This window comes from Cohnella hashimotonis (assembly GCF_030014955.1).
In the GTDB taxonomy this organism is placed as follows: domain Bacteria; phylum Bacillota; class Bacilli; order Paenibacillales; family Paenibacillaceae; genus Cohnella; species Cohnella hashimotonis.
Genome location: NZ_JAGRPV010000001.1, coordinates 4,839,815 through 4,855,353, shown reverse-complemented (window position 1 = coordinate 4,855,353; position 15,539 = coordinate 4,839,815). Strand labels below are relative to the sequence as shown.

The 15,539-nt window shown below is 59.6% G+C and carries 12 protein-coding genes; 10 read left to right on the top strand and 2 right to left on the bottom strand.

Features of this window, described 5'->3' with window-relative positions; translation table 11 throughout:
• Positions 1 to 185: 185 nt before the first annotated feature.
• Both KB449_RS19595 and KB449_RS19590 read left to right on the top strand, forming a co-directional pair.
• On the top strand, positions 186 to 1,832 hold the full coding sequence (locus KB449_RS19595) for a response regulator transcription factor (protein WP_282909974.1): 1,647 nt from the start codon (positions 186 to 188) through the stop codon (positions 1,830 to 1,832).
• 95 nt (positions 1,833 to 1,927) lie between these two features.
• On the top strand, positions 1,928 to 3,565 hold the full coding sequence (locus tag KB449_RS19590) for a sensor histidine kinase (protein WP_282909973.1): 1,638 nt from the start codon (positions 1,928 to 1,930) through the stop codon (positions 3,563 to 3,565).
• 258 nt (positions 3,566 to 3,823) lie between these two features.
• Here KB449_RS19590 and KB449_RS19585 read toward each other — a convergent pair whose 3' ends face one another.
• Complete coding sequence (locus KB449_RS19585) at positions 3,824 to 4,309, bottom strand: hypothetical protein (protein ID WP_282909972.1); 486 nt, start codon at positions 4,307 to 4,309, stop codon at positions 3,824 to 3,826.
• Positions 4,310 to 4,933: 624 nt separating this feature from the next.
• Between KB449_RS19585 and KB449_RS19580 the strand changes: the two genes are divergently transcribed.
• The 4 genes from KB449_RS19580 (at position 4,934) to KB449_RS19565 (ending at position 10,037) form a co-directional block, all read left to right on the top strand.
• Positions 4,934 to 5,860 (top strand): ABC transporter permease, encoded by a 927-nt coding sequence (locus KB449_RS19580; RefSeq protein ID WP_434082514.1) that lies wholly within the window; start codon positions 4,934 to 4,936, stop codon positions 5,858 to 5,860.
• A 26-nt stretch (positions 5,861 to 5,886) separates the two neighbouring features.
• A complete protein-coding gene (locus KB449_RS19575; protein ID WP_282909970.1) occupies positions 5,887 to 6,798 on the top strand; it encodes a carbohydrate ABC transporter permease in 912 nt (303 codons plus the stop codon).
• Between the two features lie 109 nt (positions 6,799 to 6,907).
• The gene (locus KB449_RS19570) at positions 6,908 to 8,524 is read left to right on the top strand and encodes an ABC transporter substrate-binding protein (protein ID WP_282909969.1); all 1,617 of its coding nucleotides are present in this window, start codon (positions 6,908 to 6,910) and stop codon (positions 8,522 to 8,524) included.
• Between the two features lie 109 nt (positions 8,525 to 8,633).
• Positions 8,634 to 10,037, top strand: coding sequence for a hypothetical protein (locus KB449_RS19565; protein WP_282909968.1), 1,404 nt, complete (start codon positions 8,634 to 8,636; stop codon positions 10,035 to 10,037).
• A gap of 218 nt (positions 10,038 to 10,255) precedes the next feature.
• Here the strand turns inward: KB449_RS19565 and KB449_RS19560 are convergent, their stop codons facing one another.
• Positions 10,256 to 11,179 carry a proline dehydrogenase family protein gene (locus KB449_RS19560; protein ID WP_282909967.1) on the bottom strand — a complete coding sequence of 308 codons (924 nt, stop codon included), beginning with the start codon at positions 11,177 to 11,179 and terminating at the stop codon, positions 10,256 to 10,258.
• Between the two features lie 89 nt (positions 11,180 to 11,268).
• On the opposite strand from KB449_RS19560, the gene pruA reads away from it, so the two are divergent.
• From pruA to KB449_RS19540, 4 genes are all read left to right on the top strand, one after another.
• On the top strand, positions 11,269 to 12,816 hold the full coding sequence (pruA, locus tag KB449_RS19555; protein WP_282909966.1) for an L-glutamate gamma-semialdehyde dehydrogenase: 1,548 nt from the start codon (positions 11,269 to 11,271) through the stop codon (positions 12,814 to 12,816).
• 202 nt (positions 12,817 to 13,018) lie between these two features.
• Positions 13,019 to 14,335: a sensor histidine kinase gene (locus KB449_RS19550; RefSeq protein ID WP_282909965.1), complete on the top strand. Its 1,317-nt coding sequence runs from the start codon at positions 13,019 to 13,021 to the stop codon at positions 14,333 to 14,335.
• 13 nt (positions 14,336 to 14,348) lie between these two features.
• On the top strand, positions 14,349 to 14,993 hold the full coding sequence (locus tag KB449_RS19545; RefSeq protein ID WP_282909964.1) for a response regulator: 645 nt from the start codon (positions 14,349 to 14,351) through the stop codon (positions 14,991 to 14,993).
• A gap of 37 nt (positions 14,994 to 15,030) precedes the next feature.
• Complete coding sequence (locus tag KB449_RS19540; RefSeq protein WP_282909963.1) at positions 15,031 to 15,486, top strand: GNAT family N-acetyltransferase; 456 nt, start codon at positions 15,031 to 15,033, stop codon at positions 15,484 to 15,486.
• Positions 15,487 to 15,539 lie beyond the last annotated feature (53 nt).

Sequence of the window (15,539 nt, the reverse complement as noted above, 5' to 3'; positions counted from 1 at the left end):
AATCATGTCGCCCGCTGCGCACGAGGATTTAATTTCGCCAGCTTGTGATTTATTCGCGCATGATTATATATCACACCTTTCGAGAAAAAGATCATCGACAGGCGCCGCGTCCTGGCTTAGGCTAGACCTGACGGGAGTATCGTCCGGCGCGGATCGGGCGGCACGGACAGCGGGGAGGCAGCGGCATGCATAAAATACTGGTCGTCGACGACGAGCCGAGAGTAAGCACGGGCATCAAAAACTTTCTGCTCGGCTCCGAGCTGAATATCGCGCACGTAGAGACGGCGCTGAACGGCTTCGAGGCGATCGATTATTTGCGGATGGACACGTTCGATCTGGTCCTGACGGACATCCAGATGAGCCGCATGAGCGGCATCGAGCTGATGGAGACGATCTACATGGAGCAGCCCCACCTGCCGGTAATCGTCATCTCGGCCCACGAGAAGTTCGATTTCGCGAAAAAGTCGCTGCGGCTCGGTGCGCGGGACTATCTCGTCAAGCCGGTCGAGCGCGACGATCTGCTGCGGGTCGTCGGCAGCGTGCTGCGCGAGAACGAGGCGATCGGGCGCCGGTCGCTGGCGATGACCGAGACGCAGCGCGACGGCGCAGAGAAGGCGGGCCAGCCGAGTATGGGCGAGCTGCTGGCGGCGCTCGTGACGGAAGGCGATCTGCCGGCCAAGGACGGCGAGGCGCTCGCGGCGCTGCTGAGCGCTCAGTCGGAGGGCGGCCTGTTCGGCGTCGTGTCGATCCGGCCGGATCTTTCCCGCGGCGGCTTCAGCGACAGAGAGATCGCGCTGCAGGGCCGCAAGCTGCTCAAGTACGCTTCCATTAATATTTTGAACGAATGCCTCGTCGAATGGCGCGGCCTGTCGCTGAGCGGATACGGCAACGAGATCGTCGCCATCCTTCGGTTCGGCGAGCCGAAGGCGCACGAGCGAGGCGCGGGCATCGAGTCGCAGCTCCATCTGATCGGGCAAATGATCCATATGAATCTGAAAAGCTATCTGAACGTCGAGACGACGGTAGGCATCAGCTCGCTTCACGCGGACGTGTTCATGCTGCCGAAGCTCATGGACGAAGCGAACGCCGCCGCGGAATGGCGGCACGTGAATCCCGGACAGCGCGTGTTCTACTTCGAGGACCGCAAGGCGAGGGAAAACCTTGGCATCGCCGACTGGATCGCGCAGGTGGACGCCTTCGCGCAGACGCTGAAGGCAGGTAGCGGAGATGACGGGCCGACAGGGGCAGGCGAGACGCTGCTGTTGACGCTCCGCCGGCTGCAGAGCGAAGCGGAGATTTTCAACAGTTACTTCGGTATGCTGGCATACCGGCTGTACGGCTTGTTGCTCGAGCAGGGCCGAGCGAACGGGATGTCGCTGCAGCGATTCGATCCGGACGCTTACTTCCGCGGTGCGGATGCGCAAGGCAAGTTGGCAGCGCTGGCCGCCTATATCCCCGAGGTTTCGGCGATGCTCGGGCAATTGACGCAGGACCGCGACCGCTCCATTCTTGCGCGCATCACCGGCTTTATCCGGGAACGCTTCCGCGATCCGGCGCTCAAAATTCAGGACATCGCGAGCGAGGTCCATTTCAGCACGGCTTACCTGAGCTACCTGTTCAAGCGGGAGACGGGCAAAAATCTGTGGGACTTCGTCACGGAATTGCGAATCGAGGAGGCGAAGCACATGCTTGAGACGACCGACAAAAAGCGCTACGAGATCGCTTATGCCGTCGGTTACGAATCGCCGGAGCATTTCGGGCGAATGTTCAAGCGATACGCTGGCTTAAGTCCCGCGGAATACCGCAAGGAGAGGCAGGGGAGCGACGGCTGAAGCTCAAATATAAAGTCGCGATCGCCTTCGCGCTGTTCATCGTCTGTCCCTTCCTCGTCGTCGGCTGGATTTCCGCGTACAAGGCATCCGACTCGATGCGTGACGAGGTCGGCCTGACGACCCTTCGGCTCGTCAAGCAGAACCACGCGACGCTGGAGAAGACGCTGTCCGCCGTCAGCGATAAAACCGTCACGCTGCTGGACACCCACTTTTTTAGCGACGACGGCCAATACCGGTTCTGGACCAACATCGAGACGCTGGGCCAAATGCGGGAAGCGGACGCCGTCCTGGAGCGGTGGTCGTCGGATGGCACGGAATATTCCCTTTATATGACGAACAAGGAAGGGAAAAGCGCGCCGTTCGACCTGTCCAACAAAACCCGCGGCTTCAAGTATATAACCTGGGATACGGCCGCGCTGCCGGATTGGGCCGCCCGTGCGCTGAAGGAGAAGGGCGGAGCGACGCTGCTCCCGCTGTCGACGGACGGCGGCGCGCCGACCGTCAGCCTCGTTCGTGCCGTCCTGAATCCCAAGGCTTACGACGATACGCTCGGCTTCCTGGTCGTCTCGAGGCTCGAGGCGCTGCTGAAGCGCGATCTCGTCTCTGTCGGGCTCGCGAGCGATGCAGGCATCTATCTGTTCAACGATTCCGGCGAGCCGCTCATTCAGGTGGGAGACGAACCGCTCGATATGAGGGGCATGCCCGATCGGCTGCAGGGCGAGACGGAAGGCTACTTCTATGACAAGCGCGGCGGAGAGGAGCTGCTTTACGCTTTTTCCAGACGCTCCGCGTTCGGCACCCGGCTCGTGTATCAGATCCCGCTTGGCGCCGTCGCGGACAGACGGACCGCTTTCCAATGGATCATTATGGCAGCCTCGGCGATTTACCTGCTGTGCGTTTTCGCCTTCGTCCTGTATTTGCTGCGGATCGTCGTGCGCCCGCTCGTCCGCCTCACGAAGATCACCCGGATCTACGAGCCGGGCAAGCGGCTGGAAGCCGACGAAGACCTGCTGCGCGGCGACGAGTTCGGCATTCTTTACGGCGCCTTCCTGAAGATGACGGACAGGCTGGACCGATCCATCGAAGAGAACTACGTCATCAAGATCCAACAGCGGGAAAATGAGCTCGCCGCGCTCCATTCGCAGATTACGCCCCATTTGTTGTACAACACGCTGGACTCGATCTACTGGTATGCGCTCGACAGCGGCAATTCCGGCGTCGGCGACATGGTCAAGGATTTGTCCAAGCTGCTGCGGATCGGCCTCAGCAAAGGGAAGACGGAGATCCCGATTGGCGAGGAGCTCGAGCATGCGCAGGCCTACTGCCGGCTGCAGATGAAGCGGTACCCGGACACGTTCGAGGCACGTTGGGAGGTGGATGACGCCCTCTTGACCTACATGACGCCGAAGGTCATCCTTCAGCCGCTCGTGGAAAACGCGATTTTCCACAGCGTCAGCAGCATGGACGGCGAGGGCCTGATCGTCGTTCGCGCGCGGAGGTACGGAGACGACATCCGGCTGGAGGTGGAGGACAACGGCTTCCTCCCGGTGGACCTGGAACGGATGGACCGCATTCTGAGCGGCGAGGAGCGGGACAAGGGCTACGGCATCCGCAACGTTCACGAGCGCGTGCGGCTGCATTTCGGCGAGGCTTACGGGCTGCATTACGAGCGCCCTGCTGGAAGCGGACTGCGGGCCGTCGTCACGATCCCCGCGCGGGACGGCGGAGATTGACGCGAGCAGGCCATACACCCGTAACCTATAGAATATAGAAGCAGCGACAGGAAGGACGTGAAATAAAGTCCTGGACTGTCGCTGTTTTATTGAACCAGGTAGCTCGAACGGTCTTTCCCCATAAACAAGCGGGATTGTCTTCTCGCAAAATGGGCCGTAGATGCATTCAATAAACGCCACGCGGCCCTCATCGTTCGAATCGATGCGATGTTCGAGTTCATTTCTTTTCAACACAACTCCGCGTCATTTTCGCCGGAGCTAATCAACACGCTCCACTTTTGAAAGACAGAAGTCCTCCCAATTATCTCTAGTGTTCTGCGATTGCGGATTTGCGGGAATGATCAATTTTTCTGTCGGCAAGTAGAAATAATTGTTCCGGTCATGCTTTTGCAAGCCGGAAATTTTCTTTAAATCTCTCTGTAAGGTTCGATAAAAAGCTTGTATCTGTTTGTCAGGCTTCCTCGATATCATACGCATTTGAATAAGTTCTCGACTTTTAAGGGTTTCTCTGCCGCCTTTAACTTCAATAGAACAGGAACCTGGCACATCATAAAAATAGCCGAATCGTTTTATTTCCGTTAGATCGCTTATGGCGTGGCTGGAAAAGAAAAAAGAGTTATAGGCCGTATTATCAAAATAACTGGCGAACAAATCTATATTTGTAGTTTCAAATGAAGAATATTGACGCTCTCCCTGCGCGTTAACGAATATTTCGGCATACAATTTGACTCCATGTCTCAGCATAGCGTTTTGGCTCTCTGTAAGAAAATCGATAACAGGCATTGAAATATTAAAATAAATAGCGATACAGATCCCCTCCTCGTCTTAAACATCCAAAGCCAGCTATATTCCCCCAGATAAACAAGTCGTCCAGCCTTGCGCCGGACGGCTTTTCTGCGAAGATCTCCGAACGTATAAATTTGGGCGGCAACTCATCGAAAGGCAAGCGCGCTTTCGGCATACCGGCGCTTTTTCGGATGTTGTTTGACGGGCCCAAAGCCTGCATTTGAACATGTATTTCTTATCGACTCGCGCCACTTGATGAAATACCTGCAAATGTGCAGGTAAATGCAAAGCGCACGCCGAAAATCCGGCTGATGAAGGAAAATAACTGCGCCTTTGCATGTATTCTGCACAATAGGATCGTAAATGGGAAAAAGGATGCATATTTGCAGGCATTTCGGCAAAAGAGCGACGCTGGCGACGATACGCCGGCCCGTCGGAACGGCTGTCGGACGAGCCACCGATAGGCGTTCCGCGCGACTCCAGTTACGGCTTCCGCCAAACCTCATTTTACATCACACTCTGACAGGAATACATCATCGTCCTTGCCGGGCCGCCAATCTATACTGAAGTCACAGAAAGGATGTGGCGCCGTTGCACGCAAGATGGAAGCTCTTTTGGAAGTACAGGTATCTGACCTTGATGATCGTGCCCGCCTTGGCCGTGCTCGTCCTGAACAATTACCTGCCGATGTTCGGCGTGTTCATCGCCTTCAAGAACATCAATTATATCGACGGCATCTGGAGGAGCCCGTGGGTCGGCTTCGACAACTTCGAGTTTCTGTTCACCTCGGGCTCGATCTGGCGGATCGCCCGCAATACGGTGTCGTACAGCCTCGTCTTCATGATCGTCAACCTGCTGGTGTCCGTGGCGATCGCCGTCGCGATCAACGAGATCCGCAATCGCTGGCTGGCGAAAACCTATCAGACTTTTCTGATCATGCCCTACTTTCTGTCGATGGTCGTCGTGAGCTATCTCGTATACGGGTTCCTCAATCCGGAAAAAGGCTTGCTCAACCATACGATCGTCGAGTGGCTGGGCAAATCGCATGTGTTCTGGTACTCCGAGACCGCTTACTGGCCCTATATCCTGACCATCGTGAGCGCCTGGAAAGGCGTTGGCATCGGCGCCGTCATCTACATCGCGGCGATCGCGGGCATCGATCCCGAGTACTACGAAGCCGCCGTCATCGACGGCGCGTCGAAGTGGCGGCAGATCTTCCATATCACGCTGCCCACGATCCGGCCGGTCATTATTATCATCACGATACTCAACATGGGCCACGTGTTCAACTCCGACTTCGGCCTGTTCTACCAGGTACCGATGAATTCGGGGCCGCTCTATCCCGTCACCGACACGGTCGACACCTACGTCTATCGCGCGCTGAAGGAGCTTAACGATATCGGCATGTCGTCCGCTGCGGCGCTCGTCCAATCCGTGCTCGGCTTTGCGCTCGTGCTGCTGACCAACGCGTCTGTACGCAAGATCGACAAGGATCAAGCCCTCTTTTAGTAAAAATACCGAGGTGAACTTTAGCTATGCTGAAAACCGCGAGCCGCCGCGAGAATACGATCTCGCCGCTCACCAACTACGTTCTGAACGGCGGCTTCATCGTCCTGGCGCTGGCCTGCGTGCTGCCCGTCGTACTGGTCATTATCGTCTCGTTTACGCACAACGACTCCTTGCTAAGCCGCGGCTACAGCTTCTTTCCCGCCAAGTGGTCGCTGATCGCCTACGAGAGCCTGTTCAAAGACTATGGCACGATCCTTCGCGCCTACGGCGTCAGCGTCGGCATTACCGCCGCGGGCACCGTGCTCAGCGTGCTGCTGATGGCACTGTACGCCTACCCGATCTCTCGCCAGGACTATCCGCTGCGTCCGTTTTTCACCTTCTTCCTGTTTTTCACGATGCTGTTCAGCGGCGGCATCGTGAGCAAATACATCGTGTTCACGCAGGGGCTCGGGCTGCTGGACAATTACTTGTCGCTTCTGCTGCCGCTGCTCATCGTCCCGTTTAACGTCATCATCATGCGCACCTTTTTCCAGACGACGATCCATCCCGCGCTGATCGAGTCCGCACGGATCGACGGAGCGGGGGAGCTGCGGATTTTCGTCCGCATCGTTCTGCCGCTCTCGCTCCCGGTCATGGCGACGATGGCGCTGTTCAGCACGATCCTGTTCTGGAACGACTGGTTCAACGCGCTTCTGTTCATCCGGGCGGAAGACAAATATCCGGTCCAGTTCCTCATGATCCGCGTGCTCAACGACATCCAGTATTTGCGGGAAAATGTGCAGCTGGCGGCGCAAAATCCGGAAATGATGCGGAATCTTCCGAACGAATCGCTGCAAATGGCGATGGCGGTCGTCGGCATGGGCCCGATCCTGATCGTTTATCCCTTTTTCCAAAAGTACTTCGTCAAAGGGCTCACGATCGGCGCCGTCAAGGGCTGATCCCATGCCGCCGCATAGCTAACGGTAGTCCCGGCCGCCGGCACGCTCGCTATGCCGATTCCCGGCCGATCTATATAATCTGAATTAAATATCAGGAGGGTTACTCGCAATGGACATCAAAAAAAAGAAAAGGCATATCCCGGCATTGGCGCTCGTCTTCGCCTTCGCCTCGATGCTGCAGGCTTGCGCCGGCGGCAGCGGCAACGACAAGGAGGCTTCCTCGCCTCCGGCAAGCTCCGCCGCGCCGAGCAGCGCCTCCGCTTCGGCGAGCGCGGCTCCGTCCGAGAGCGCAGCACCGAGCGAGCTTGCGCCGTACGAGGTGTCGATCGTCTATTTCGGCAAGCCGCAGCCGGACGACGCGCTCGTCGAAGCGAAGCTGAACGCGTTTTTCAAGGAAAAGATCAACGCGACGGTCAAGCTGCAGCCGATCGCCTCGAGCGATTATAAGAACCGCACCGAGCTGATGATGAATACCGGGGAAAAGATGGACCTCGTCTTTACGGCTTCATGGCTGAACTTCTTTGGCAACGTTTCCAAGGGCGCCTTCGTCGAGCTGGACGATCTGCTGGCGAAATACGGTCAAGGCATCAAGGACCGGCTCAACCCGCTCTATCTAGAGGCGCCGCGCATGAAGGGCAAGCTGTACGCGATCCCGACGAACAAGGAAATCACGCAGGGCAAGGCGCTCACTTACCGCAAAGACATCGTCGACAAGTATCAGATTCCGATCGACAGCATCAATACGATGGCGGACCTCGAGCCCTGGATGGAGAAGGTCAAGGCGGGCGAGCCCGGCATCATTCCTTACTACGTGGCGGGCGGCTCCGGCAACTTCGGCGGCGGCTTCATGATGTACGAGACGCGCGGCAACTACCGTCCGATCGGCCCGGCGCCGGCGAAGACGCCGATGTTCCTGCTCGACTACAAATCGTCCGACGAGATGAAGGTCAAGTCGGTGCTCGATCCCGAGATCGCGGACATCAACAAGCAGGAGGTCGGCCTGTTCCGCAGCTTCTACGAGAAGGGCTACATCAATGCCGACGCGGCGACGAGCACGACGACCGTCAACGATCTGCAAAAGGAAGGCAAGATCTGGGTGCAGGCCGCGACCTGGAAGCCGGGCGCCGACATCGAGATGAAGCTCGCCACCGACAGCAAATACGACTACGTGTCTCACGTCGTCGAAGAACCCATCGTCACGACGGACCTTGCAGCCGGCTCGATGTTCGCGATCTCCCGGACGTCCAAGGACCCGGACCGCGCGATGATGGTGCTGAACTACCTGCACACCGATCCGTACGTCATCAATCTGTTCGTCAACGGCATCGAAGACAAGCACTATAAAAAGGTCGGCGAAAACCGCATCGAGCCGGTCGCAGACAGCGGCTACAATCCCGGCACGTCTTGGGTCGTCGGCAACCAGCTGCTCAACTACCTGAAGCCCGGCCAGCCCGACGATCTGTACACGAGCTGGGAGAAATTCAACAACGATGCCAAGCGTTTCCCGCTTATGGGCTTCGTATTCGACGAGGCCAACGTGAAAAACGAGATTACGCAAATGACCGCGGTCGTCACCGAATACCAGTCGATCTTTACCGGGGCCGTCAAAAATCCGGAAAAGCTTCTCGACGAGCGCAACGCCAAGCTGAAGAGCGCAGGCATCGAGAAGGTACAGGCCGAGCTGCAAAAACAAATCGACGCCTGGCGGGCGGAGAACAAAAAGTAAGCCGCGTCCCGCGACGGCGCGAAAGGCATGAAGCGGCAGAGCGCCCGAATCCCGGGACGCTCTGTCCGTCCGTTGAAGGAAAAACACTGGCCGCAAGGGGGAATCTCATATGAAACCGCAAAACCTGATCTATACGTTCGTCAGCTACGCCGCGCACTACGATAAGCCTTGGGGGCATGGCGTAGCCGTAGACGGCATCGATCGGACGGCCGCGCTGGCGCACCGGCACGGCATCCCGGTCACGTGGATCGTGAACGGACGGTCCGTGCCTGTCCTTCGGGAGCGGATCGTTGCCTGGCATGACGAATACGGGGACGACGTCATTTTGCAAACGCCTTTTTTTATCGAGGATACGGGAGCCGACAAGGAAGCTTTCAAGCGTCGGCTGGAGGAAGACTGGCGTATCGTGCGGGAGGCGTTTCCCTGGGTCCGCACCAAGGTCGCGGCGCGCGGCAAGATTTATAACGAAGTGATCGAAGCGCTCGAGGAGCTGGATTTCAGCGGCATGTGGGGCTATTGCTGGGAGCAGGTATGGTGGGACGGCATCACGCACAACGGCATTCCGTGGGGCTCATGGTATGTCGATCCTGCGAGGTACAAGGCTCCGCACCCGGCCCGCGGGAAAATTGTCGCCTGCGAATGGACGGCCCGCGACCTGAACGCGACCTTCCACTCGGGCTGTCCGGTTATTTATTCGACGGATCCGAACGACGTGCTGCGGGCGGGTCTCTGCGACGGCGGGAACGTGGAATATTGGAAGCGCCTGTTCGACGTCTATCTGGAAAATACGGCGCACAACGATCAGGTGTTTTTCCTGCAGCAGCAGGAGGCGCACGAAATGGAGTTTACCGAACGGTTCGCCGTATTTCCCGCCGAGCATGTCGAGGCATGCGCCGGCATGCTCGATCTGTTTTTCGCCTATGTCGCGAGCAGGTCGGTCACGCTCTCGACCGTGCCCCGCGCGATGGAGATGTATAGAGAGGCGAACGCCGAGACGGCACCCTCGTATATGCTCGCGAGGGACGCCGGCGGACGGCCGCAGCCGAACGAATACACGGTAACGCTGGGAGGGACCGCGTCCGGCCCTTGGCCGAAAACGTTCCTCTACTACGACAAGGAATGTCAGCTGGCGTTCGTAGACGGCGAATGCGCGCCGCGCCGCCTGCGCAGCTATGTGGGCAGGACCGGCATGCACGATACGTTCGACGCGCCGACGCCGCAGGTGTTCGTGCGCGGCTACGACAAGACGGAGGAACGCATCGTCATGACCTTCGACATCGGGCATGCGCCGCCGATGCCGTTCGGTCTCGCCTATTGGGACGATCTGAGCGGCTATGAGGTCGAATGCTGCTCGGTGGGGGCGACAGCCAAGATCATCCTGGGAGAGCTTGTTTTCTTGCGCATCGCGCTGAAGGGAGCGCCTGGTGCCGTCGAGCTGAAACTTAGAAGGAAGAGCGGGGACGAAGTCGGATACGGTAGCAGGGAGCAGGAGGAAAGCGGATACAGGAAATAGCCGCGGCGCCTCGAAATCTATGTATACGTCATGCCGCTTTCGCAGCTTACGCTGAGGCGATAGCTGGTTTGAGCGACCCTGCGTCTTCTCCCGGAGAGAAGAGACGGGGTCGCTTTTTTCGCGAGGCAGAAGCTGGCGCTAGAAAAGCTGCCGCATGAAGTGAACTGCCGCTGCGGGCCTGCCGAGAGTCACAAGCGTCCCCCGCGCAGCGCATCCTTTTACCGCAGCATATGCCTCACAACCAGCCACAAATTCCCCGGCTTCTCCGCCAGCCGGCGCGTGTAATAGGGATACCACATCGTGCCGTAGGGCACGTAGCAGCGTACCCGATAGCCCTCCCTGGCGAGCCGCGCCTGTTCGGACATCCGCAGCCCGTACAGCATCTGGAACTCGAACCTCTCCTTCGGAATTCCATGATGAAGCGTATAATCTTTGACCCAGCTTATAATGGCGTCGTCATGCGACGCGACTGCCGTGTAGATGCCCCGGTCCAGGTGCAGCTGAACGATCCTTTTGAAGCTTGCGACAATCTCGGACTTGTGCTGGAAAGCGATGGCCGCGGGCTCCCGGTATGCGCCTTTAACGAGCCTTAAGGAAACGCCCGCACCCATCAAGTCACGCGCATCTCCTTCGGTGCGCTTCAGATAAGCCTGCAGCACGGTGCCTACGTTGGTCAGCCCCTCCCGGTGCAGCCGGACGGTCATGTCGATCGTCGCCTGCGTATACGGTGAATTCTCCATATCGATCCGTACGAAATTGCCGTACTCCCTGGCCCGGGCGACGATATCGCGGATGTTCCGGAAGCAGGCGTCGGCGTCGAGCGCGAGCCCCATCTGCGTCGGCTTCAGCGATACGTTGGCGCGCACGCCCGAATCCGCGATCGCGTCGAGCAGCTTCAAGTATTCGTCGCGATAAGCGAGCGCCTCGTCCGTACTGCCGATGCCTTCGCCGAGCGCATCCAGCGTAGCCATAATGCCCTGACGATTGAGCGCCGCCACCTCGCGCAGCGCGCCTTGCAGATGGTCGCTGGCGACGAAGCGGCCGGCCAGCCTGCGGCCGAATCGCAGCGTCAGCCGCTTCACCGCGCGGTTGCCCGTCACGGCCGTCATCGTTTTGCGGTACAGCGTCGAGCCGATATTCATGAGAGACGCTCCTTTCGCATGCCGGTCGTGCATAGATTGGGGAGGAACGGCTGTAATCATTCGTTACCCGAAGGAGGCTGTCTTTAAGGATGAGGACAGAATTCAAAAACGAAGCCTTCACGAACTTCAAGGCGGAGCCGGCCAACCTTGCTTATGACGCCGCGCTCCGGCAAGTCGAAGCGGAGCTCGGCCGGAGCTACCCGCTCGTTATCGGCGGAGCGCGAATCGATACGGAGCGCAGAGCGACTTCGGTCAACCCGGCCAAGCGCGCCAGGATCGTCGGCATCGTCGCGCAGGCGGACCGCGCGTCGGCAGAACGGGCGCTCGCAGCCGCGGCAGCCGCGTTCGAGACATGGAAGCGGGTCGATCCGCAGGAGAGAGCCCGCTACCTGTACCGCGCGGCGGCGATGCTGCGGCGGCGCAAGCACGAATTTTCGGCCTGGATGACGCTTGAAGCCGGCAAAACGCGGGCCGAGGCCGACGCCGACACCGCCGAGGCGATCGACTTCATGGAGTTTTACGCGCGGGAGATGCAGCGCCTTGCGCTGCCGCAGCCGCTGACGCCGTCGGCGGAGGAGGAAAATCAGCTCTACTACGCGCCGCTCGGCGTCGGCGTCGTCATTCCGCCCTGGAACTTCCCGCTTGCAATCGTCGCCGGCATGACCTGCGCGGCAATCGTCAGCGGCAACACCGTCGTGCTCAAGCCGGCGAGCCCGACGCCCGTCATCGCAGCCAAGTTTGTCGAGCTGCTTGAGCAGGCGGGCCTGCCTCCGGGAGTCGTGAACTTCTTGCCCGGACCTGGCGGCGAGGTGGGGGACGCGCTGGTGGATCATCCGCTGACGCGGTTCGTCAGCTTCACGGGCTCGCGCGACGTCGGCTTGCGCATCAACGAACGCGCGGCCAAGACGCAGCCGGGACAGCGGTGGATCAAGCGCGTCGTGCTGGAGATGGGCGGCAAGGACGCGATCGTCGTCGATGCGGATGCCGACGCGGACCTGGCAGCGGACGCGATCGTCGCCGCGGCCTTCGGCTTTTCGGGTCAGAAGTGTTCGGCGTGCTCGCGCGCGATCGTACATCAAGATATATATGAAGCGGTGCTGAATAAAGTCGCGGAACGTACGCGGAAGCTGGTCGTCGGCGATCCCGCGGATCGCGCGACCGACGTCGGGCCCGTCATAGACGACAAGGCGTACCGCAAGATTCTCGATTATATCGCCATCGGCAAGCAGGAAGGGAGGCTTGTCCTGGGCGGCGGCACAGGCGATCCCGGCGGCTGGTTCGTGGAGCCGGCGATTTTTGCCGACGTCGACCCGAAGGCGCGCATTTCGCAGGAGGAAATCTTCGGTCCGGTCCTCGCATTTACAAGCGCGGACTCGTTCGAGGACGCGATCCGCATCGCGAACGACACCGACTACGGCTTGACGGGCGCGGTGATCTCGAACGACCGGGCGCATCTCGAGCTGGCTCGCCGGGAGTTTTTCGCCGGCAACTTGTACCTTAACCGCAAATGCACCGGCGCGCTGGTCGGCACGCACCCGTTCGGCGGCTTCAATATGTCGGGAACGGACTCCAAGGCGGGGGGCCGGGATTATTTGCTGCTGTTTACGCAGGCGAAGGTCGTATCGGAGCGATTTTAAATGAAGCGGAGCCCCTCGGCTCATTTTCGATGCTAGAGGAACCCGTGTACTTCGCGTATAATCTTCTGTAAAGAAGGCCGTCGGTATTGCTTTGCATGCCAAGGACGTCCTCAAAACGCGCGGCGCATCTTCAATCCGCAGTCGCATGATGCATCTGAGGTCCGGAAAAGCGCTGCGCCGTCGAGTCGGGTAAGGAGACATCATGCTCTATTACGTTCTTATGCTGTCCGCGGCTGCGGTCGTGCTGCTCGCCTCCGACGTTCGCAGCGAGAGCGGCCGCTGGGCCGCGTTTTTCCTGCTGAGTGCCGCGACCGGCGGCGTCGCGCGGCTGTGGCTGCAATCGCCACTGCCGCAGGTTTGGTTCGAGGTTGCGCAGCTGTTTAATCAGATCGTGACACCGTACGGCGTCCTCGTGTTCAGCCTGGTCTACGCCGGCGGAGCGGCAGCTGCCCTGACGAAAAGGAGGCGGCTTAAGTTATGGCTGCTGCTGCCGCCGGCGGCGATGCTCGCCTACGCGCTGCTGAGCGGGAGCCTGGAGCCGAACTACCCGCTCATGCTGATCTGGGCTGCGCCTTATTACTTGGCGGCATGTGCGCTGCTGGTTGCCTCTTACTTGCGGGAGACCGACCGGCAGCTGCGCAGAAGCCGGCTGATCACTGTCGTCATCACGGTGCCGACGCTGCTTGGCGTAGTCGCGTTTATCCACGTCGCCAAAACGATATGGCCGGATTTCGATTTTTTCGGTTACATCTCGGCTTTTTTTGTCTACTCGTTTGCCATCGCCCTGCTGTGCGTATTCGTATACGGCGTGCTCGGCGTGAAGGTGCGCGTAGAGAGCGACTCGCTCGCCGGAGCCATGAAGGCGGCGGGCATGGGGACAAGCCTGCTCAACCATACGATTAAAAACGAGGTCGGCAAGATCGCCCTCAGCGTGGAAAATCTGCGGGGGGCGCAGGATGATAACGGACGCGAAGCGGACGAGCAGCTGGCGGTCATCGAGCGGGCGGCGGCGCACCTGATGGAGATGGCGGGCCGGATCCACAGCCGCACACGGGACTTCGCCTGGAATCCGGCCCGCTGCGATCCGGCCGCGCTCATGGGAGAAGCGCTGGAGCCGCTGAAGGAGCGCTTCGCCGGACAAGGCGTCCTCGTATCGGAAGCGTACGAGGAGACGGAGGCCTTGTTTGCCGATCCCGTCCATTTGCGCGAAGCGATCGGCAACGTGCTCGCCAACGCAGCGGACGCGCTGGAAGCGGGCGGCTTGCTGGAGATCAAGATCTCGAAGGAACGCCGGCATATCGTGCTCAGCGTTCGGGATAACGGCCCGGGGATGCCGCCCGAGCTCCTCGAACGGGTATGGGAACCCTTTTTTAGCACGAAGCAAGGCAAAAGCAATTATGGACTGGGCCTGTCCTACGTCTACCAGGTGCTTCGCAAATGCGGGGGCCGCGCGGAGATCGAGAGCAAGCCGGGGAGCGGCACGGTCGTCCGGCTGCGTATTACGCGATCGCGAAGATGAGGAGGACGAAGCCATGAAGCCGATTCGATTGCTGCTCGTCGAGGACGACCCGGATTGGGTCAAGTCGATGAGCGTCTACCTGAACCGGGAAGAAGACCTGCTGGTCGTGGGCACGGCCGCGACGCCGGAGGAGGCGCTGCGCCTGGCCGCTTCGATCGAGTTCGACGTGGCGCTGCTGGACGTCCATCTGACCGAGGCGGGACGCGACGGCATCTATACGGCTCTCGCCTTGGCGGAGCTTCGTCCGGTCCGTATGATCATGCTGACGTCGGATTCGTCGGAACGGACGATGACGGACGCCTTCACGGCCGGTGCGTTGCATTACTTGGACAAGTCCAGGTTCAAGGAGCTTCCGCAAGCGATTCGCGGCGTCTTTCATCATCCCGAAGCGATGGAGGCGCTGCTGAAGGAGCTGAGGCGGCTCAAGCGCGAGGAGCAGCTCCAGCCGCTGACCGCCGCCGAACGCGAGGTTTACGAGATGCTGGAGGAAGGCTACACGCATTCGCAGATCGAACGCAAGCTGTACAAGTCCGAGAGCACGCTTAAAAATCAAGTGAACAAAATCCTTAAAAAGCTCGGGGTACGCAGCGGACGCGAGGCAGTGGATAAAGTTCGCAAGAGCGGTCTGGACAAGGAAAGCGATATTGCGGAAAATTAGCAGCACGGAAACTTTAATGCCCGGAGGAGAGAGACGCTTGAACATCATTGTGGACGACCTTTCCGGTCCCGAGGTGGCCGCGCTGCTGGAGGAGCATCTGCGGGGAATGGCCGCGGATACGCCGCCGGAGAGCGTTCACGCGCTGGATCTCGAACGACTCAAGCGGCCGGAAATCACGTTTTGGAGCGCCTGGGAGGGCCGGGAGCTGCTTGGCTGCGGGGCGCTCAAGGATCTCGGCGGCGGACACGGGGAGCTCAAATCGATGCGGACCGCGGCGGCGCATCTGCGCAAAGGCGTCGCAGCCCGCATACTCGCGCATATCGCAGCGGAGGCGCGGCGTCGGGGCTTCGAACGGCTGAGTCTGGAGACGGGTTCGCCCGACTCGTTCATCCCGGCGCGCAAGCTGTACGAGAAGTTCGGCTTCGACTATTGCGGACCTTTTGCGGACTATAAAGAGGACCCGTACAGCGTGTATATGACGATGACTTTATAGGATTCAACGCACTGCAGGCTTCCGGCGATCCGTCGGGGGCCTATTTTTTATAG